General features: G+C 71.5%; 14 protein-coding genes and 2 tRNA genes. 13 read left to right on the top strand and 3 right to left on the bottom strand.

The annotated features are described in order from the left end of the window. Window positions 1-591 precede the first annotated feature (591 nt). From dnaA to EF879_RS01350, 5 genes are all read left to right on the top strand, one after another. Window positions 592-2,682: a chromosomal replication initiator protein DnaA gene (dnaA, locus tag EF879_RS01370; RefSeq protein WP_123553848.1), complete on the top strand. Its 2,091-nt coding sequence runs from the start codon at window positions 592-594 to the stop codon at window positions 2,680-2,682. A 963-nt stretch (window positions 2,683-3,645) separates the two neighbouring features. Continuing rightward, the gene (gene dnaN / locus EF879_RS01365; protein WP_123553846.1) at window positions 3,646-4,779 is read left to right on the top strand and encodes a DNA polymerase III subunit beta; all 1,134 of its coding nucleotides are present in this window, start codon (window positions 3,646-3,648) and stop codon (window positions 4,777-4,779) included. A 28-nt stretch (window positions 4,780-4,807) separates the two neighbouring features. Beyond that, on the top strand, window positions 4,808-5,680 hold the full coding sequence (gnd, locus tag EF879_RS01360) for a phosphogluconate dehydrogenase (NAD(+)-dependent, decarboxylating) (RefSeq protein ID WP_123553844.1): 873 nt from the start codon (window positions 4,808-4,810) through the stop codon (window positions 5,678-5,680). Window positions 5,681-5,685: 5 nt separating this feature from the next. Further along, the gene (gene recF / locus EF879_RS01355; protein ID WP_123553843.1) at window positions 5,686-6,852 is read left to right on the top strand and encodes a DNA replication/repair protein RecF; all 1,167 of its coding nucleotides are present in this window, start codon (window positions 5,686-5,688) and stop codon (window positions 6,850-6,852) included. Between the two features lie 34 nt (window positions 6,853-6,886). Further along, window positions 6,887-7,609: a DUF721 domain-containing protein gene (locus tag EF879_RS01350; RefSeq protein ID WP_123555210.1), complete on the top strand. Its 723-nt coding sequence runs from the start codon at window positions 6,887-6,889 to the stop codon at window positions 7,607-7,609. Between the two features lie 50 nt (window positions 7,610-7,659). Here the strand turns inward: EF879_RS01350 and EF879_RS01345 are convergent, their stop codons facing one another. Then, window positions 7,660-8,214: a hypothetical protein gene (locus tag EF879_RS01345; protein ID WP_123553841.1), complete on the bottom strand. Its 555-nt coding sequence runs from the start codon at window positions 8,212-8,214 to the stop codon at window positions 7,660-7,662. 602 nt (window positions 8,215-8,816) lie between these two features. Between EF879_RS01345 and gyrB the strand changes: the two genes are divergently transcribed. The 8 genes from gyrB to EF879_RS01310 all read left to right on the top strand — a co-directional run bounded on the left by gyrB (window position 8,817) and on the right by EF879_RS01310 (window position 17,618). Beyond that, a complete protein-coding gene (gene gyrB / locus EF879_RS01340; RefSeq protein WP_123555208.1) occupies window positions 8,817-10,760 on the top strand; it encodes a DNA topoisomerase (ATP-hydrolyzing) subunit B in 1,944 nt (647 codons plus the stop codon). A gap of 190 nt (window positions 10,761-10,950) precedes the next feature. After that, window positions 10,951-13,473 carry a DNA gyrase subunit A gene (gyrA, locus tag EF879_RS01335; RefSeq protein ID WP_123553839.1) on the top strand — a complete coding sequence of 841 codons (2,523 nt, stop codon included), beginning with the start codon at window positions 10,951-10,953 and terminating at the stop codon, window positions 13,471-13,473. A gap of 3 nt (window positions 13,474-13,476) precedes the next feature. Further along, window positions 13,477-14,532: a DUF3566 domain-containing protein gene (locus tag EF879_RS01330; RefSeq protein ID WP_123553837.1), complete on the top strand. Its 1,056-nt coding sequence runs from the start codon at window positions 13,477-13,479 to the stop codon at window positions 14,530-14,532. 192 nt (window positions 14,533-14,724) lie between these two features. Continuing rightward, window positions 14,725-14,798, top strand: a tRNA-Ile gene (locus EF879_RS01325). A gap of 40 nt (window positions 14,799-14,838) precedes the next feature. Next, a complete protein-coding gene (locus EF879_RS27890) occupies window positions 14,839-14,967 on the top strand; it encodes a DLW-39 family protein (protein ID WP_233604159.1) in 129 nt (42 codons plus the stop codon). A gap of 42 nt (window positions 14,968-15,009) precedes the next feature. After that, window positions 15,010-15,085: transfer RNA gene (locus tag EF879_RS01320), tRNA-Ala, on the top strand. Window positions 15,086-15,490: 405 nt separating this feature from the next. Beyond that, window positions 15,491-16,732 (top strand): CdaR family transcriptional regulator, encoded by a 1,242-nt coding sequence (locus EF879_RS01315; RefSeq protein ID WP_123555206.1) that lies wholly within the window; start codon window positions 15,491-15,493, stop codon window positions 16,730-16,732. 568 nt (window positions 16,733-17,300) lie between these two features. Continuing rightward, window positions 17,301-17,618, top strand: coding sequence for a TraR/DksA C4-type zinc finger protein (locus EF879_RS01310; protein ID WP_123553835.1), 318 nt, complete (start codon window positions 17,301-17,303; stop codon window positions 17,616-17,618). Between the two features lie 117 nt (window positions 17,619-17,735). Here EF879_RS01310 and EF879_RS01305 read toward each other — a convergent pair whose 3' ends face one another. Together EF879_RS01305 and EF879_RS01300 are read right to left on the bottom strand one after the other, a co-directional pair. Further along, window positions 17,736-18,713 (bottom strand): aldo/keto reductase, encoded by a 978-nt coding sequence (locus tag EF879_RS01305; protein ID WP_123553833.1) that lies wholly within the window; start codon window positions 18,711-18,713, stop codon window positions 17,736-17,738. A gap of 78 nt (window positions 18,714-18,791) precedes the next feature. After that, window positions 18,792-19,229, bottom strand: a complete 438-nt coding sequence (locus tag EF879_RS01300) for a helix-turn-helix domain-containing protein (RefSeq protein WP_233604158.1) — start codon at window positions 19,227-19,229, stop codon at window positions 18,792-18,794. Between the last annotated feature and the right edge of the window lie 218 nt (window positions 19,230-19,447).

The following is a 19,447-nucleotide window of genomic DNA, read 5'->3' as shown; positions in this document are numbered from 1 at the left end:
GTCAAACTGTACCCAAGCTGTACCCGAGGTGGCCTGCGGGCGCCCCTGCCCGGCCCCGACCGCCCTGGCCGCCCACGGGTCGGCGGCGACCCGGGGGACCCGTACCCACGCTCGCACCGGCCCCGGCCCGGCCGCCAACCGCCGCCGGGTGGCCCCGCGGCGCGGCGAGGTCGGGCCGGTGCGGTCGCGGGACGGCGGCGGGGCGGGTGGGCGCGGGGCGGCGGGGGTCTCCGGTCTGCCGAGGAGACCCCCGCCCGGTCGACGGTTGAAGGGGTGTGGACAACGCTGTTAGCGTGCCCGATTGCACGTCAGCGTCAGGGGGTGGCGGTGTCGCTGACGGGCAAAACCGGACAAGCTCGTCGATCGTTCGACAGGTGAACCCGCGTCAACGCCAGATCAGGCCGGGGGCGACGGCACGGACGCCCGGTCGGGCGACACAATCGTTCGATACACAGGTTGTGGATAACTTGTGGATGGCGGCGGCAACCGCCGGGGGCGCCATCGTGCCTGTGCGCGCACGATTGCAAGCCTGGCACGGTCGGCTGGGACGGCACGGCGGCCGCAGACTGAGGCGATGGGGGTGGCGCGACAGTGGCCGACACGATCGACCTTGCCGCGGTGTGGACGGCGGCGACCGAGGAACTGGCTGACGAGATCATCTCAGCACAGCAACGTGCCTACCTCCGGCTGACCCGACTACACACGATCATCGAGGACACCGCGCTCCTCGCCGTACCGGACGCCTTCACCCGGGACGTGATCGAGTCCCGGCTACGCCCGGCGATCACCGAGGCGCTCTCCCGCCGGCTCGGCCGGGCCGTCCAGGTGGCGGTCACCGTCCGCCCCCCGGACGACGCGGGGCGGGCCGCCGCACCCGGCTACCCCCCGGCGGGCGAGTCCGCCGTCCCGGCACCGCCGGCGACGTACAGCGCTCCCGGCTACTCCGGCGCCGATCCCGGCTACCGCGATCCTGGGTACGGCGAGCGCGCCGACGGCTTCGCCGAGCCCGACCCAGGCACACCGTACCCGGCGCCGGAACCGGACGGCGGGTACCCCGCCGAGCCGCTGGGCGCCCCGTGGGCGGAGCAGGAGACGCCGGAGGCCCGGGCGGGCGGCTCCGAGCCGACGACCGACCGGGTGCCCGGGCCGTTCGCCGGCTCCGCTCCGCACGGTTACGGCCACGCCGCGCCGCCGGCTGTCGGCGGATCCGCACAGCAGCCCTTTCCCGGCTTCCCGTCCCAACCGGGCCGGTCCGGCGAGTCCGTCCGCGCCAAGCTGATCCCGAACAGCCGCGACGGCCAGGAAAGCCTCTTCGGCACGACCTACCCGCCCGAGTCGTACCGGCCGCCGGAGTCGTACCGGCCGCCGGAGTCGTACCGGCCGCCGGAGTCGTACCGGCCGCCGGCGCCGCACCAGGAGCGGCGCGGGGTGGACGAGCGGGACGTCGAGTCTCGGGACAGCGCCGGCCCGGGCGGGTTCGCCCCCGAACACCGGCCGGGCGAGCGGCCCTACCACGACGGCGCCGGCCGCCCGGGACTGGGCCGGGACGCCGGCACCGACAGCGGGCCGGGCCGGCCGGCGACGTTCGTCGACCACCGGTCGGGGCTTCGGGACGACCGCCGACCGGGCGTCGGCGGGGCGGGCGACGTCGGCGGCAACCGGCTGAACCCGAAGTACATGTTCGAGACGTTCGTCATCGGCTCGTCCAACCGCTTCGCCCACGCCGCCGCGGTCGCGGTCGCCGAGTCGCCGGCCAAGGCGTACAACCCGCTGTTCATCTACGGCAGCTCCGGGCTGGGCAAGACCCACCTGCTGCACGCCATCGGCCACTACGCCACGACCCTGGGAAACGCCCGTTCGGTGCGGTACGTCTCGACCGAGGAGTTCACCAACGACTTCATCAACTCACTGCGGGACGACAAGACGAGCGCGTTCCAGCGTCGCTACCGGGACGTCGACATCCTCCTGATCGACGACATCCAGTTCCTCCAGAACCGGGAACGGACCCAGGAGGAGTTCTTCCACACCTTCAACACGCTGCACAACGCCAACAAGCAGATCGTCATCACGTCCGACCGCCGGCCGAAGGACCTGGAGACGCTAGAGGACCGGCTGCGGACCCGCTTCGAGTGGGGGCTGCTCGCCGACATCCAGCCGCCGGACCTGGAGACTCGGATCGCGATCCTGCAGAAGAAGGCGGCGCAGGAGCGCCTCTTCGCCCCACCGGACGTCCTGGAGTTCATCGCCTCCCGGATCGCCAACTCGATCCGGGAACTGGAGGGGGCGCTGATCCGGGTCACCGCGTTCGCGTCGCTGACCCGCTCGCCGGTCGAGCTCTCGCTGGCCGAGGAGGTACTCCGCGATTTCATCCCCGACGGCGCCGGGCCCGAGATCACCGCGGACCAGATCATGATCTCCACCGCGGACTACTTCGGGGTCAGCCTGGAGGACCTGCGCGGACAGTCGCGATCTCGGGTTCTGGTGAACGCCCGGCAGGTGGCGATGTACCTGTGCCGGGAGCTGACCGACCTGTCGCTGCCTCGGATCGGGCAGGCCTTCGGTGGGCGCGACCACACCACCGTCATGCACGCCGACCGCAAGATCCGGCAGCAGATGGCCGAGCGCCGCTCGCTCTACAACCAGATCGCCGAGCTGACCAACCGGATCAAGCAGAACACCTGAGCCGCCACCACCCCGGTCCGGCACCGCCCGGACCCGTCACCGCCACCTGACCACCTCACCGACCTGCCCGGCCGGCCGGGTCCGCGTCGAGGCCGGCATCACCCCGTCGTTCGCGCATCCCACGCCCCGCGACGGTCACTCCGCCCCGGGCGCCCGGCTGCCGGGGATCGGCAGCCGGGGATCGGTCGCTGGTCGCCGGAGTCGGTCGCTCCGCCACGACTGCCGGGGCCGGTCGCTCCACACCCCTCGCCGGCCGGCCCCGTACGCGCCGCACCGCGTCGCCGGCCGACCTTCCACCCGCCGATCCGGTGTCCCGCCGTCCCCAGGTCGTCCACAGTCGGGTGTCCACGTCAGTGGACGACGCGGCCACCGTCGCCCGTATTACCCACAGGCTGTGGACAACGGCTGGGGAAACAGGTGTGGACGATCACCGAGAGTGATCGGGTTCTCCACCGCGCATCCCCGCCCTGTGTACGCCGTGTTGACGGTTCTGGGGACAACGTCTGTCGATCTCTTGACCGCCGTCGCCGGGCGTGGGGAAAAGACGGTGGGTAACCCGGTGGACAACCGGTGGACAGGCGGTGGACAGGCGTGGAAAACCCCGGAAACCGACGGGGCTGTGGACCGCCGGGCCGGATTGCCCCCCGGTCATACACAGGCCGTACACCGGCGGACAAGCCGCTGACCTGGGCAGACTCTCGATCTCCACAGTTTGCACAGCACCGATGAAGACGACTGGTTATCTCTTCAAAAAGAACAAAAACCAATCACCGGCGTTGGGCATGCTGTGGAATCTCTCGCCCGCCTCACCGGCGGGTCGTCGAGCAGCCGGTCGCCGGGGTCGGGCGCACAGCCGATGCGACCGGGGCCTAAGGTGCGAGGGAGACCCGCACGGTTGGCGGGGCCGGAAGGCGGCCGCCGGCATGAGACAGTTGTCGCTGATGTCGACCCGGAGGCAATGGCATGAAGTTCCGCGTGGAGCGCGACGCACTCGCCGACGCCGTCGCATGGACGGCGAAGAGTCTGCCCAACCGCCCGTCCGTCCCGGTGCTCGCCGGAGTGCTGCTTCGAGCCGGTGATGGTGGTCTGCAGGTTTCGGGCTTCGACTACGAGGTCTCCAGCCAGGTGACCGTCGACGTACAGAACGAGGCGGAGGGCGCGGCGCTGGTCTCCGGTCGTCTGCTGGCCGAGATCACCAAGGCGCTGCCGGCGAAGCCGGTGGAGATCGCCGCCGCGGGCGCCCATCTCGAACTCGTCTGCGGCAGCGCCCGGTTCACGCTGCCCACGATGCCGGTCGAGGACTATCCGACCCTGCCGGAGATGCCGGGCAGCGCCGGCACCGTCGACGCCGCCACCTTCGCCACCGCGGTGGGCCAGGTTGCCGTCGCCGCCGGGCGGGACGAGACCCTGCCGATGATGACCGGCGTCCGGCTGGAGCTGAACGGTTCGACGCTGGCGCTGCTGGCGACCGACCGCTACCGGCTGGCGCTGCGGGAGATCGAGTGGCGGCCCGACGACCCGGACGTCAGCGCGAAAGCCCTGGTCCCGGCCCGGACGCTGCACGACACCGCCAAGGCGCTCGGCCCGCTCGGCGGCGACGTCACGCTGGCCCTGTCGCAGGGAGCGGCCGGAGAAGGGCTGATCGGGTTCGCCGGGGGCACCCGCCGGACCACCAGCCGGCTGCTCGACGGCGCCAACTACCCCCCGGTGCGGTCGCTCTTCCCGACGAACCACAACGCCGAGGCCCGGGTCTCGGTCGCGGCCCTCATCGAGGTCGTCAAGCGGGTGTCGCTGGTCGGTGGCCGGACCACGCCGGTGCTGCTGAACTTCAGCGCCGACGGCCTGGTCGTCGAGGCCGGCAGCAGCGAGGAGGCCCGGGCGAGTGAAGCGATGGACGCCACGTTCACCGGTGAGCCACTGACCATCGGCTTCAACCCGCAGTACCTTGTCGACGGGCTCCAGAACCTCGGGTCGGCGTTGGCGCTCTTCTCCTTCGTCGACGCGTTCAAGCCTGCGGTGATCGCGCCGTCGGGAGAGGATGGGGAGGTTGTTCCCGGCTACCGCTACCTGATCATGCCGATCCGCGTCACCCGCTGACCACACTGGTTCGTCGAAGGGGAAGTCAATGCAGCTCGGCCTGGTAGGCCTCGGCCGGATGGGCGGCAACATGCGCGAGCGGCTCCGCGCCGCCGGGCATGAGGTGATCGGCTACGACCAGAACCCGCAGCTCAGCGACGTGGCCAGCCTCGCCGAGCTGGCCGAGAAGCTCACCGCTCCCCGGGCCGTCTGGGTGATGGTGCCGGTGCAGTACACCGAGGACACGATCGACGGCCTGATCGAGGTCCTCTCCGCCGGGGACATCGTCATCGACGGCGGCAACACGCGGTACACCGACGACCTGCCCCGGGCCGAGAAGCTCGACCGGCACGGCATCGGGTACCTCGACGTCGGCGTCTCCGGCGGCATCTGGGGCCGCGAGAACGGCTACGCCCTGATGGTCGGCGGCGACGAGCAGCACGTGCAACGCCTGATGCCGATCTTCGAGGCGCTCAAGCCGGCCGGCGAGTTCGGCTTCGTGCACGCCGGCCCCGTCGGTGCCGGACACTACGCCAAGATGGTGCACAACGGCATCGAGTACGGCCTGATGCACGCCTACGCCGAGGGCTACGAGCTGCTGACCAAGTCCGAGTTGGTGACCAACGTCCCCGGCGTCTTCAAGTCCTGGCGCGAGGGGACCGTGGTCCGGTCCTGGCTGCTCGACCTGCTCGACCGGGCCCTCGACGAAGACCCGGAGCTGGCCAGCCTGCGCGGCTACGCGGAGGACACCGGCGAGGGCCGGTGGACCGTCGACGAGGCGGTCCGGCTCGCCGTGCCGTTGAACGTGATCGCGGCCGCGCTGTTTGCCCGGTTCACCTCGCGGCAGGACGACTCGCCGGCGATGAAGGCGGTCGCCGCGCTGCGCAACCAGTTCGGCGGGCACGCCATCCACAAGAACTGACCGCCGTGCACGTCCGTCGGCTCGAACTGGTCGACTTCCGCTCCTACGAGCGGGTCGGGATCGACCTGGAGCCGGGCGGCAACGTGCTCGTCGGTCCGAACGGGGTCGGTAAGACCAACCTCGTCGAGGCACTTGGCTACGTCGCCACGCTGACCAGCCACCGGGTCGCGACCGACGCCCCGTTGGTGCGGACCGGAGCGGCGAGGGCCGTCATCCGGTGCGCGATCGTGCACGAGGGGCGGGAACTGCTGGTCGAGCTGGAGATCGCCCCCGGGCGGGCCAACCGGGCCCGGCTGAACCGCTCGCCGGCTCGGCGGGCCCGGGACGTGCTCGGGGCGCTGCGACTGGTGCTCTTCGCTCCGGAGGACTTGGAGCTGGTCCGGGGCGACCCCGCCGAACGTCGCCGCTACCTCGACGACCTGCTGGTCACCCGGATGCCGCGGTACGCGGCGGTGCGGGCGGACTACGAGCGGGTGCTGAAGCAGCGCAACGCGCTGCTGCGCACCGCCTACCTGGCCCGCAAGGGTGCCGGACGGGGCACCCGGTCGTCCGGGAACCCGGCCGAGGTCGGGTCCGACCTGCACACCCTGGCGGTCTGGGACACCCACCTGGCGCGGCACGGGGCCGAACTGCTCGCCGGCCGGCTGGAGCTGGTCGCGGCGCTCGGCCCGCACGTGACGAAGGCGTACGACGCGGTGGCCGCGGGCCGGCATGCGGCCTCGATCGCGTACCGGACGTCGCTAAACCTGGCCGACCCGGTCCCGGACCGGTCGGCGCTGGAGGCGGCGCTCGCCGCCGCGCTGATCGAGGCGCGACCGGCCGAGATCGAGCGGGGCATGACCCTGGTCGGCCCGCACCGGGACGAGCTGGCGTTGAGCCTGGGCTCCCTGCCGGCCCGGGGCTACGCCAGTCACGGCGAGTCCTGGTCGTACGCCCTGGCGCTCCGGCTCGCCGCGTACGACCTGCTGCGCGCCGAGGGGATCGAGCCGGTGCTGATCCTCGACGACGTCTTCGCCGAGCTGGACAGCGGACGCCGGGACCGGCTGGCCGACCTGGTTGGCGGGGCCAGCCAGGTGCTGGTCACCTGTGCCGTCGCCGAGGACGTGCCACCGGCGTTGCGCGGCGCCCGGTACCAGGTCGTCGACGGAGGTGTGCGGCGTGCCGACCCCTGACCCCGAGCCCGCGCGGACGGGTGGCGACGGCGGCGTGTCCGGCCCTCGGCGGGGATCCACCCCGCCGCCCGCCGCGGCATCCGGGCCGGCCCGGCAGGCCGCCCGGCCCGGCGGGTCGGGCGGGACGGCGTCGTCGGCGGACGGGGCGCCGGCCGGCCCGGCGACGCCCCCGGACGGCGGCTTGGAGACGGGGGACCTGACCGGCCCGGCGCTGGCCCGGGCGGTGCTGGACGCCGCGCTGGCCAGACGACGGGCGAACGCGCCCCGGCGGCGTACCCCGGGTGGAGTCGAGCCCCGCGACCCGGCGGCCGGTGCCGGTGGCGCCACGGCGGCGGACCGAGACACGGCGTCCGGCGCACCCCGGCGCCGCCTTCGCGGCTACTCCGGTCCCGGGCCCGATCCCCGCGACCCGCAGCTGTTCGGCACGGTGCTGGCCCGGCTGGTGAAGGCGCGGGGCTGGCAGCAACAGGCGGCCGAGGCGACCGTCTTCGGCGCATGGGAACGGGTGGTCGGCCCGGACGTGGCCGACCACAGCCGTCCGGTGAAGCTGGAGAACGGCGAACTTACGGTCGAGGCGGAGTCGACGGCCTGGGCGACTCAGCTTCGCCTGCTGGCCGGCTCGCTGTTGCAGCGAATCGCGGCCGAGGTCGGGCACAACGTGGTGCGTCGGCTCCACGTACACGGCCCGACGGCACCCTCCTGGTCCCGGGGGCCTCGCCGGGTACGCGGACGTGGACCCCGGGATACGTACGGCTGACCCGCCGGCGGGTCAGCCGCGGTCCCGCGGGCGGCGACCGATCGCGGCGATCACGAGTCGGCGTAGACCGCGAAGCCGCGCTCGGCGCACCGGCGGTAGAAGCCGGCCAGGACCGCCAGCTCCGAGCGGGCGAAGCTCCACTGCGGCGGGGCGCCCGACTCGTCGCGCAACGCGTACAGCCGGCGGTCCAGCCAGCGCAACTGTTGTTCGGCGAGCCGGCCGTCGGAGAGCGCCGTCCGGAGCACCGCGCTGACCGTGTCGAAGGTCACCGCCTCACCGTGCTCCCGGTGCCCGTCGACGAAGCGCTCCAGCCCGCCGGCGATCCAGGCGCAGCCGTCCGGGTCGATCACCGGGTCCTCGTCCTCGGCCGCCGCCTCCGTGGCGTACAACACATTGTCGAGGCCGAGGAGCAGGTCGACCAGCTCGGTGTAGGCCGTCACCCGTACCGAGCCGTTCTTGGCGATGTAGCCCGCGAGGGCCGCCGTCGGGGCAGCGACGTCCGGCGCGTCGGCCAGCTCGCCGAAGTCGACGAACTCCGCCGGGGCGACCGGATCGTAGAAGCGGCCGGTCCGCGGCCAGCGCACCGCGACGTTCTCCAGCCCCATCGAGCGTCACCCTCCTGTGCACCTGACGAAACCGGTCGGTCGGATTGTCCGAGGCGCTTTCCGGGCATCCTGGCCACGGAGCTTACTCACGGCGTCGACAAGTTACGGCACGCCGAGCGCTTCGCGCGACCCCCGCTGGGCGCGATCTGACGCTGCGGCGGTGGCCGGGCCGGATCCCGCGTCGCCCGGGCGCCGTGACGATCGGCCGGCGCCCGCCGGCCGCGTCCCCCGGTGCCCGGAACCGACCCCGATTTCAGCTCGTGCGTGTGGGGGGAGTCGTGGGAGGAGGGGTACGGCCGCCTACGAAGGTCTCAGGACGCTGTGCGGGGGTGCCGCATAACCAATATGTCATCTCGGCACAGTAAGATTGACCGCGAGACGACGACACGGTGTGGTGCGGGGGTCCGGGCCCGCTGGTCCCGGGCCGGCACCGCACCGGGTCCCAGCCGTTCGCGATCCGTGGGTAGCCGCGGCGATCGGCGCGTTCGACCGTACCCCGGATCTCCTCCTGGTGTCGGTCCGCGCGCCCGCCGGCGTGGCGCCCACCGAACCCGCGCCACCCGCGCCACCCCGGCGCGGACCGGCGCGAGAAAGTGGCCAAGGTGGCAGCGCAGAAGAAGCAGGAGTACGGCGCCGATTCGATCACCGTGCTGGAAGGCCTCGAGGCCGTCCGGAAACGGCCTGGTATGTACATCGGATCTACCGGTGAACGCGGTCTGCACCACCTTGTCTGGGAGGTTGTGGACAATGCGGTGGACGAGGCGCTGGCGGGCTACTGCGACACGATCGAGGTGGTTCTGCTCGCCGACGGCGGCGTCCGGGTCACCGACAACGGTCGTGGCTTCCCCGTCGACCTGCACCCGAAGCTGAAGAAGCCGGGTGTCGAGGTGGCACTCACCGTGCTGCACGCGGGTGGCAAGTTCGACGGCAAGGCGTACGCGGTCTCCGGTGGCCTGCACGGGGTGGGTGTCTCGGTGGTGAACGCCCTCTCCACCCGGATGTTCGTGGAGATCAAGAAGGACGGCTACGTCTGGCGCCAGTCGTACACCAACTCCAAGCCGTCGCCCCTGGAAAGAGGCGAGCCGACCAACGCCACCGGCTCGGCGGTCTCGTTCTGGCCCGATCCGACGATCTTCGAGACCGTCGATTTCGCCTTCGAGACCATCTACCGCCGCCTCCAGGAGATGGCCTTTCTCAACCGGGGTCTGACCATCCAGCTCCGCGACGAGCGGACCCAGGACGAGGACGGCAAGCCGCGCGAGGTGACCTTCTGCTACAAGGGCGGCATCGCCGACTTCGTCCGGCACCTGAACGCCGCCAAGAACCCGATTCACAAGTCGGTGGTGGAGTTCGGGGCCGAGGACGACGGCATGTCGGTCGAGATCGCCATGCAGTGGAACGAGTCGTACGGCGAGTCGGTCTACACCTTCGCCAACACGATCAACACCCACGAGGGCGGCACCCACGAGGAGGGCTTCCGGGCCGCGCTGACCAGCGTGGTCAACCGGTACGGCACGGAGAAGAAGCTGCTCAAGGGCGACGAGAAGCTCTCCGGCGAGGACATTCGGGAAGGGCTGGCCGCGATCATCTCGGTCAAGCTGACCAACCCGCAGTTCGAGGGGCAGACCAAGACCAAGCTCGGCAACACCCCGGTCAAGGGCTTCGTCCAGCGGGTCTGCAACGAGTGGCTGGTCGACTGGTTCGAGCGCAACCCCGCCGAGGCGAAGATCATCGTCACCAAGGCGTCCCAGGCCGCCCGGGCCCGGATCGCCGCCGCGCAGGCGCGGAAGCTGGCTCGGCGCAAGTCGCTGCTGGAGTCGGGCTCGATGCCGGGCAAGCTGGCCGACTGCCAGTCGACCGACCCGCGGGAGTCTGAGATCTTCATCGTCGAGGGTGACTCGGCGGGCGGCTCCGCCAAGCAGGGCCGGGACCCGCGGACCCAGGCGATCCTGCCGATCCGCGGCAAGATCCTCAACGTGGAGAAGGCCCGGATCGACCGGGTACTGAAGAACAACGAGGTCCAGGCGCTGATCACCGCCCTGGGCACCGGCATCCACGACGACTTCGACATCGAGAAGCTGCGGTACCACAAGATCGTGCTGATGGCCGACGCGGACGTCGACGGCCAGCACATCCAGACGCTGCTGCTCACCCTGCTGTTCCGGTTCATGCGGCCGTTGGTCGAGCTGGGGCACGTCTACCTGGCCGCCCCGCCGCTCTACAAGATCAAGTGGAACAAGAAGGGGGACGACGCCCAGTACGCCTACTCCGACCGGGAGCGCGACGGGCTGATCGCCCTGCGGCAGCAGAAGAAGCCGAACGCCCGGCCCGACGACATCCAGCGGTTCAAGGGTCTCGGTGAGATGAACTACGGCGAGCTGTGGGAGACGACGATGAACCCGGCGACGCGGACGCTCCGCCAGGTCACGCTCGACGACGCGGCGACCGCCGACGAGCTGTTCAGCGTCCTGATGGGCGAGGACGTGGAGGCTCGTCGCTCGTTCATCCAGCGCAACGCCAAGGACGTCCGGTTCCTCGACATCTAGCCGCCCCCGCTCTCGGCGGCGGCGCGCGACCGGGCGCCGCCGCCGAGGGAACGGTTCGTCGTACGACGCCGTCGGACCTGACCGAAGGGTCCGGCGGCACCGGCGTTCCACACAGTTATCCACAGCTTCCACGGTTTCCACAGCCGTTATCCACAGCGGAATGCGGCTTTGATACTGATAAGGGTTGACAGTGACGGATACTCCCGAGTCCTTCGAGAGCGAGTCGGCCGAGCCGGCTGCCCCGGGTGGCGGAGTCGCCCAGCGCATCGAGCCGGTCGGGCTCGAGGTGGAGATGCAGCGGTCGTACCTCGACTACGCGATGAGCGTGATCGTCGGGCGGGCGCTGCCGGACGTCCGGGACGGCCTCAAGCCCGTACACCGCAAGATCCTCTACGCCATGTTCGACTCCGGCTACCGGCCGGACCGGGGCTACGTGAAGTGCTCCCGGGTCGTCGGCGACGTGATGGGTCAGTTCCACCCGCACGGTGACTCGGCGATCTACGACGCGCTGGTCCGGATGGCCCAACCCTGGTCGCTGCGGTACCCGTTGGTCGACGGCAACGGCAACTTCGGCTCGCCCGGAAACGACCCGGCGGCGGCGATGCGCTACACCGAGTGCAAGCTCGACCCGCTGGCGATGGAGATGCTCCGGGACATCGACGAGGACACCGTCGACTTCCAGGACAACTACGACGGCCGGGCCAAGGAGCCGACGATCCTGCCCTCCCGGATCCCGAACCTGCTGGTGAACGGCTCCGAGGGCATCGCGGTCGGGATGGCGACCAAGATCCCGCCGCACAACCTCAGGGAGATCGCCGACGCGGTGCGGTGGTGCCTGGAGCACCCCGACGCCGACGAGGCCACCACTCTCGACGCGCTGATCGAGATCGTGAAGGGGCCCGACTTCCCGACGCACGGTCTGATCGTCGGGACGGCCGGGATCCAGGAGGCGTACCGGACCGGGCGGGGCTCGATCCGGATGCGTGCGGTGGTGGAGGTCGAGGAGGACAAGCGGGGTCGGACGAGCCTGGTCGTCACCGAGCTGCCGTACCAGGTCAACCCGGACAACCTCGCGGAGCGGATCGCTGAGCTGATCAAGGAGGGGAAGCTCGGCGGCATCGCCGACATCCGGGACGAGTCCTCCGGGCGTACGGGCATGCGGCTGGTCCTGGTCCTCAAGCGGGACGCGGTCGCGAAGGTGGTGCTGAACAACCTCTACAAGCACACCCAGCTCCAGGAGACCTTCGGCGCCAACATGCTGGCGCTGGTCGACGGGGTGCCGCGGACGCTGAACCTGGCGCAGTTCATCCGGTACTACGTCGAGCACCAGGTCGACGTGATCCGCCGCCGTACGGCGCACCGGCTGCGCAAGGCCGAGGAGCGGGCGCACATCCTGCGCGGTCTGGTCAAGGCGCTGGACGCGCTCGACGAGGTCATCGCCCTGATCCGGCGCTCGCCGACGGTCGAGGAGGCCCGGCAGGGCCTGATCCAGCTCCTGGACATCGACGAGGTGCAGGCGACCGCGATCCTCGACATGCAGCTGCGGCGGCTCGCCGCGCTGGAGCGCCAGAAGATCATCGACGAGCTCGCCAAGATCGAGCTGGAGATCGCCGACCTCAAGGACATCCTGGCCAAGCCGGAGCGGCAGCGGAAGATCGTCGCCGAGGAACTCGGCGAGATCGTGGCCAAGTGGGGCGACGAGCGGCGGACCAAGATCGTGCCGTTCGAGGGCGAGGTCTCGATGGAGGACCTGATCGCCCGCGAGGACGTGGTGGTGACGATCACCCGGACCGGCTACGCCAAGCGGACCAAGGTCGACCTCTACCGGTCGCAGCGGCGGGGCGGCAAGGGCGTCAGCGGTGCCTCGCTGCGTCAGGACGACATCGTCAGCCACTTCTTCGTCTGCTCGACCCACAGCTGGATGCTCTTCTTCACCAACAAGGGTCGGGTCTACCGGGCCAAGGCGTACGAGTTGCCGGAGGCCAGTAGGGTGGCGAGGGGCCAGCACGTGGCCAATCTGCTCGCCTTCCAGCCCGACGAGCAGATTGCCCAGGTCATCGAGATCCCGAACTACCAGGTTGCGCCGTACCTGGTGCTGGCGACCAAGAACGGGCTGGTAAAGAAGACCAGGCTGGAGGAGTTCGATTCCAACCGTTCCGGCGGGATCATCGCCATCAACCTGCGTGACGAGGACGAGCTGGTCGGGGCGGCGCTGGCAGGGCCCGGGGACGATCTCCTGCTGGTGTCCAAGAAGGCGCTGGCGATCCGGTTCAACGCCACGGACGAGGCGCTGCGGCCGATGGGCCGGGCGACGTCGGGGGTGATCGGAATGCGGTTCTCCGGCGACGACGAGCTGCTGGCGATGGAGGTGGTCCGCGAGGGAATGGACCTGGACGTCCTCGTGGCGACCGATGGGGGCTACGCGAAACGTACCCCGATCGAGGAATACCCCGTGCAGGGCAGGGGAGGTAAAGGGGTGCTGACCGCAAAGATCACCGAGCGTCGCGGCGGGTTGGTCGGCGCGGTCGTCATCAGCCCGGAGGACGAGTTGTTCGCCATCACCAGTACCGGCGGGGTGATCCGGACTCCGGTGAAGCCTGTACGCCGAACGCGTGATCGGAACACAATGGGGGTCAAACTGATGGACCTACCAGACGGCGTGACTATTGTGGCGATTGCTCGCAATGCCGACGAGCCTGACGAACAGGACTAGTTCATGACGGAGACACAGGCGAAGTCGGGGGCGGCGGAAACCTCGGCCAACCCGGTCGACGAGGAGGCCGCCTCCGGCGGCGGCGCGGCATCGGCCGGTCGCGCTGCTGTCGGTCGTGCGGTCGTGGCCCCCGACGCGCCGTCCCCCAAATTCACCCGGGCGCCGGGCATGCCGCCGCCGCCCGACCAGCTTCCGGGGGACCCGAGTTCTCCGGCGGGCGGCGAGGACACGAAGCCGTCGACCGGCACGACGGGCACCGGCTCCGCGGCAGGGAAAACCACCTCGACGAAGTCCGCGTCGGCGACGTCGTCGCCGGCCTCCGCGACCACCGGCGACTCCTCCGGCCGGGGCGACGACCCGACGAGCCGGTTGGAGCAGCCGGGCTCGGAGATCCGCACCGAGCGCATTCCCCTGCGCGGGGACCGGACGACCGCGTCGACCGGTCCCGGTGCCGAGACCACGCAGCCCCTCGCCGGGTCCCAGACCACCTTCCGGACGAGTCGGCTGGGCGGCGGCACGCAGACGACGTCGTCCAGCCGGTTCGGGTTCGGCACGGTGGGGCGTAAGGCCGTGGGCACGGTTCCCGGCGCGGCGGCCGGGACCGGGACGGCGGCCGGGGCGGTCGGCGCGGCCCGGGTGACCGAGGCCGTACGCGCGGCCCGTACCACGGTCAGTTCCGCCGCGGCCCGGGGACCCCGCCGGGCGCGGCTGAACCTCAAGCGGATCGACCCCTGGTCCGTGATGAAGTTCTCGTTCGCGGTCTCGCTGGTGCTGTTCATCGTCGTGATCGTGGCGACCTCCGTGCTCTACCTCGCGCTCGACGCGATGGGGGTCTTCGACAGCGTGAACGGCACCCTGACCGACATGCTCGCGGCGAGCGGCGGGCAGGGGGAGAACGCCTTCCGGATCACCGCCAAGGGCGTCATCCTCACCTCCGGCCTGATCGGGCTGGTCAACGTGGTGCTCTTCACCGCGTTGGCGACCCTCGGGGCGTTCATCTACAACGTCTGCGCCGACCTGGTCGGCGGGATCGAGCTGACCCTCGCCGAGCGCGACTGATCGCCGGGACCTCGGCCGGGCGCCGGGGCGTCACCGTAATGCGGTGGCCCCCGGCGCCCGGCGTTCGGTACGGTCGTCGGCGGGGCCGGAGGACGGTCCGCCTCCGGCACCAGGTCGCGGGCGGTCACCGGATCGGTGGCCCCCCGAGTTGGGAATCGTGCCGGGCGTACGGTAACCTTGCTCGGCGCACAGGGGGCTATAGCTCAGTCGGTTAGAGCGCAGAGCTGATAACTCTGAGGTCGATGGTTCGATTCCATCTAGCCCCACTTCACCCCGTCCGACAGGGTCGAGCGTGAGGATACGTCCATGTGGAAAAAGCTTCTGCTCGTGGTCGGCGTGGTCGGCGTCGCGGCGTTCGTGATCAAGAAGGTCAAGGAATCGAACGACGAGCGTGCCCTCTGGCACGAGGCCACCACCGCTCCCGACCTGCGCTGACCTGGGGCAGGGTTCCCATCCCCGTGGCCGACCGGCCGTATCGGGGCCGTAGCTCAACTGGCAGAGCACTGCCTTTGCAAGGCAGGGGTTAGGGGTTCAAGTCCCCTCGGCTCCACCAGCACGTCCGTCCGACGATTCCCACGGTCGACGGTGATTCGCCCGGTCCATACGCGTCGTCGGACCGCCGTCCGACCGAGGTCGGCCAGGAGTGGCGAGATCCGGCGGCCGGTCACGGGCGTACCCCACCCGGACGTACCGTCGGCAGCCTCGACGTGACAGTCGGCGAGGCGTGGTGCCGGGCGTGCGGCTGCGGCGACCCCCTCCGAGCGGCCCCCAGCGGGGCCGATCCGGTTACCCGGGGGTCGCCCGCTTGTTTGTCAGGTTCTGCCGGCGTACGCACGAGGTTGCGGGCGTACGGCACGGTCGACGACAACGGCGGCGGCGGGGCAACCGGAGCGTCGGCCGCGTGGAAGCGCGGCAACCCGGGACCGGCCGGCCGCGCCAATCGGGAGGAGTGGCGACGATGGCTGACCCTGGCCGCGCCGGGGGCCGACGTGGCGGCCGGTCGTCCCGCTGCGGCGGGCCGGACCTGGCGGCCGTGGCGAGCGCGGCGAGTCGGGACGCCGACGGGGTGCCTGCGGAGCTGCTTGGGGACTTCCTCTCACATCTCGTCGAGGCGGCGGGATCGGGGCGCCGGATGGACCGGGCGGCCCTGGACGCGGTCGGCGTCTCGGGACGGTGCGCGGCGGAGCAGGGCGTCCCGCTGGGCCGGACGGTCGAGCTGTACGTCTCGGCCGCGTGGCGGATGTGGCGGCGGCTGCCCTCGGTGGCGGAGGCACGCGACGCGGAGCAGGTCCGGGTGGCGGGCGAGGCCGTGCTCCGGGTGGTCAACGACGGCCTGGCAGCGCTGGCGGACGGCTACCTGGCCGCCCGGCGGACGATGGTGCGCCGGGAGGAGGCGTTGCGCCGTGAGCTCATCGACGACCTGCTGCGGGGCGACCCGGACGTCGCCGGCATCGTGCAGCGGGCCGAGCCGTTCGGGCTGGACCTGGCACGGCCCCACCAGGTGGCGCTGGCGCTGCCCGCGCGTCGCCTCGCCGAGATCGTGGCGGCGACGGGTCGGCTGGAGCGGGTGATCCTGGACCGGTTCGGCGACCGGGACGTCCTGGTGGCGGCGAAGGACGGGATGCTCGCCGTCCTCGTTCCGGGTTCGGCCGCCCCGCCCGGACGGCGGGCCGGCCGGCACGACGCCGGTGAGCTGGGGCACGTGATGCGCGACGCGCTGCGGGCGATCCCCGGTGGGGAGCCGTGGCGGGTGGCGGTGGGCCGGCCCTATCCGGGGGCGTTCGGCATCGCACGCAGCTACGAGGAGGCGCGGGAGGCGCTTGACCTGGGCGGCAAGCTGGACCTGCCGGACAACGTCGCGTACGCGGAGGACCTGCTGGTCTACCGGATGCTGCTGCGGGACCAGGCGGCGATCGCCGACCTGATCGAGGGGGTGCTCACCCCGCTGACGACGGCCCGGGGCGGGGCCGACCCGCTGCTCGCCACCGTCGAGGCGTACTTCGCCAGTGGGGGTGTCGCGACGCACACCGCGCGGCGGCTGCACCTGTCGGTGCGGGCGGTCACCTACCGGCTCAATCGGGTACGCGCGCTGACCGGGTACGACCCGACGAATCCCGCCGACTGGTTCACCCTGCACGCCGCCGTCCTCGGGGCCCGGCTGCTCGGGTGGCCGCATCGGGAGCTGCCGCGGATCAGCTGATTTGGGCGGTCGACACCGGCGTGAACCCGGATTCGTTTGCCGACGAACGGCAAGGAGACACGGTGCGTGTTGGCCGGCGACAGACCCTGCATTTCGTCCCGTCCTGACGGAGGCTGGAGATCCCACGACGCGCCAGGTCTGCGAGGAGGCGGTGATGACGACCCATACGGTGGCTGGTCCGCCGGGCCGGGCCCGTCGAGTCGCCGGCCCGCGATCAGGCATCCGGTGGACCGCCTTGCCCGCCGTTGGGCGGCCCGGCAGCGTCGCCCGGCCACGGTGCTCCTCGCATGGCGAGGCGTCGTAGCGCCGCACGGCACCCGGTCCCGGACCGCACGTCGAACCCCGCCGGCCGCCGCGGCTGACGCCGCCCAGCGAGGGCGGTCGTAACAGCCCAGACCCGGGCTCTGTCCCCATCCCTCGGCGCCTCCCGCCGGTCTACCGCACCCGTACCCGGAGAGCCGGCCCGCGATGTGGCGCCAGAGCCGTACCCCCGTTCAGGCCGGTCCGGGCGCCGGATTCCCACCCAACTCGTCCCCGACCATTCGGGATCTCACGGAAGGAGCAGGAGATGCTCAGCAGGCAGGATCAGCTCGACGCACTGCGGGCGGTGCTGGAGGAGCAGTTCCAGCGGCAGACCGAGGAGCTGACGGAGCTGACCGTCTACAGTGGCGACCCGGAGCGCAACGGGTACGACCCCCACGAGATCGCCACCCGGATCGCCACGACCCGGCAGACCCTGGCCGAGACGACGCAGGCGTTGCAGCGGATGGCCGAGGGCACGTACGGCCGGTGCGAGGAGTGCCAGGCGGACATCCCGGTCGAGCGGCTCGAGATTCGACCGCAGGCCCGGTACTGCGTCGCCTGCCAGCGGGTCCGGAGCGCCTGAGCGCTCCGGTCTCCGCTGTGGACGCGCCGCGAGCGTCTACCCGGGACGGCGCCCGGCGATCCCGGCGGACGGGCGCTGCCCCCGTACCGGTCCGACGGGATCGGCACCCGGCGGTGGTCAGAAGCCTTCCGGGGCGTGCGGGACGTAGTGCTCCTCGAGCCGGCGAAGCTCCTCAGCGTCGAGTTCCAGGTCGACGGCGGCGACGGCGTCGGCGATGTGCTCCGGCTTGGTCGCGCCGACGATCGGGGCGGTCACGGCTGGCTGGTGCAACAGCCAGGCGAGCGCGACCTGGGCCCGGGACACGCCGCGTTCGGCGGCGACGGCGCCGACCGCCTCGACGATCCGCCGGTCGGCCTCCTCGGCCTGCCGGTACAGCCGGCTGCCGAAGGCGTCGGTCTCGCTGCGTCGGGTCGTCGTCCCCCAGTCCCGGGTGAGCCGGCCCCGGGCCAGCGGGCTCCACGGCAGCACCCCGATCCCCTGGTCGAGGCAGAACGGCAGCATCTCCCGCTCCTCCTCCCGCATGAGGAGGTTGTACTGGTTCTGCATCGAGACGAATCGGGTCCAGCCGTTCAGGTCCGCGACGTACTGCGCCTGGACGAACTGCCAGGTCCACATGGAGGAGGCGCCGAGATATCGGACCTTGCCGGCCCGGACCAGGTCGTGCAGCGCCTCCATGGTCTCCTCGATCGGCACGGCCGGGTCGTAGCGGTGGATCTGGTAGAGGTCGATGTAGTCGGTGCCGAGCCGGCGCAGGCTGGCGTCGACCTGGGTGAGAATGGCGCCCCGGGAGAGACCGCCGCCGTTCGGCCCCGGCCCCATCCGGCCGTGGACCTTGGTGGCGATCACCACCTCGTCGCGCTTGGCGAACTCGCGGAGGAGCTGGCCGGTGATCTCCTCGCTGGTGCCCGCCGAGTAGACGTTCGCGGTGTCGAAGGTGGTGATCCCGGCCTCGATCGCCTGGCGGAAGAAGGCCCGGGCGTCGTCGAGCCCGAGCGACCACGGATGTGTGCCGCGCTGGGGATCACCGAAGCTCATGCAGCCGAGGACGACCCTCGACACTTCCAGTCCCGAGCCGCCCAACCGTACGTACCGCATCGCCGCACCTCGCCTCGGTCCGGCTGCACGGCCGTCGCCGGCCCAGCCGGAACGGTCCCGCCTAGCACCGGGTGCAGGCTAACGGAGCGGGCCGGAGGGCTCAACGCGACGACGTTTCCCGGTACCACGGCCGGCGGTCGGGTCGGGCTTCCCGGGGCGGGCGCGGTGCCGGGGCCGGCGCAGCATCCGGGCGTCGGCGAACCCCAGCGCCCGCGCGGCCGCCTCGACGGTGGCCCCCTGGCCGATCAGGTGCTCCGCGCGTTCGACCCGGAGCATCTGCTGGTACCGCAGCGGGGTCAGGCCGGTGGCGCGGTGGAAGACCCGGGTGAGCGTACGCTCGCTGACCCGGGCGGCGGCGGCCAGCTCGCCGAGGGACAGCCGCTCGGCGTACCGGGCGTCGATGATGTCCTGCACCAGGTGCACCAGGTCGCTGAGGTGGTTGCGATGGCGCAGCATCGCGCTCTGCTGGTGCTCGTTCCCGTTGCGTCGGGCGTAGACCACCACCTCCCGGGCCACCCGGGCCGCGAAGCCGGGGCCGTGCCGGGTCGCGAGGAGGGGCGTACCCGTTCGACGATGTCGGGATTCGAGCAGGCGGCCCAGAGCGGGCGCTGCCGGAAGGACTCTTGAACGTCGAGAACGATGAGGGCGCGGTGCATGTCACCGATCCTGTCCCGCCGACCCGGCCCCGCGTCAGGCACTATCGTGCCCCGATCCGGACCGATCCGGTCAGCGAC

Origin of the sequence: Micromonospora sp. HM5-17, assembly GCF_003762835.1 — a bacterium.
Taxonomy (GTDB): domain Bacteria; phylum Actinomycetota; class Actinomycetes; order Mycobacteriales; family Micromonosporaceae; genus Plantactinospora.
This window is presented reverse-complemented; position numbering and strand designations above follow the sequence as displayed.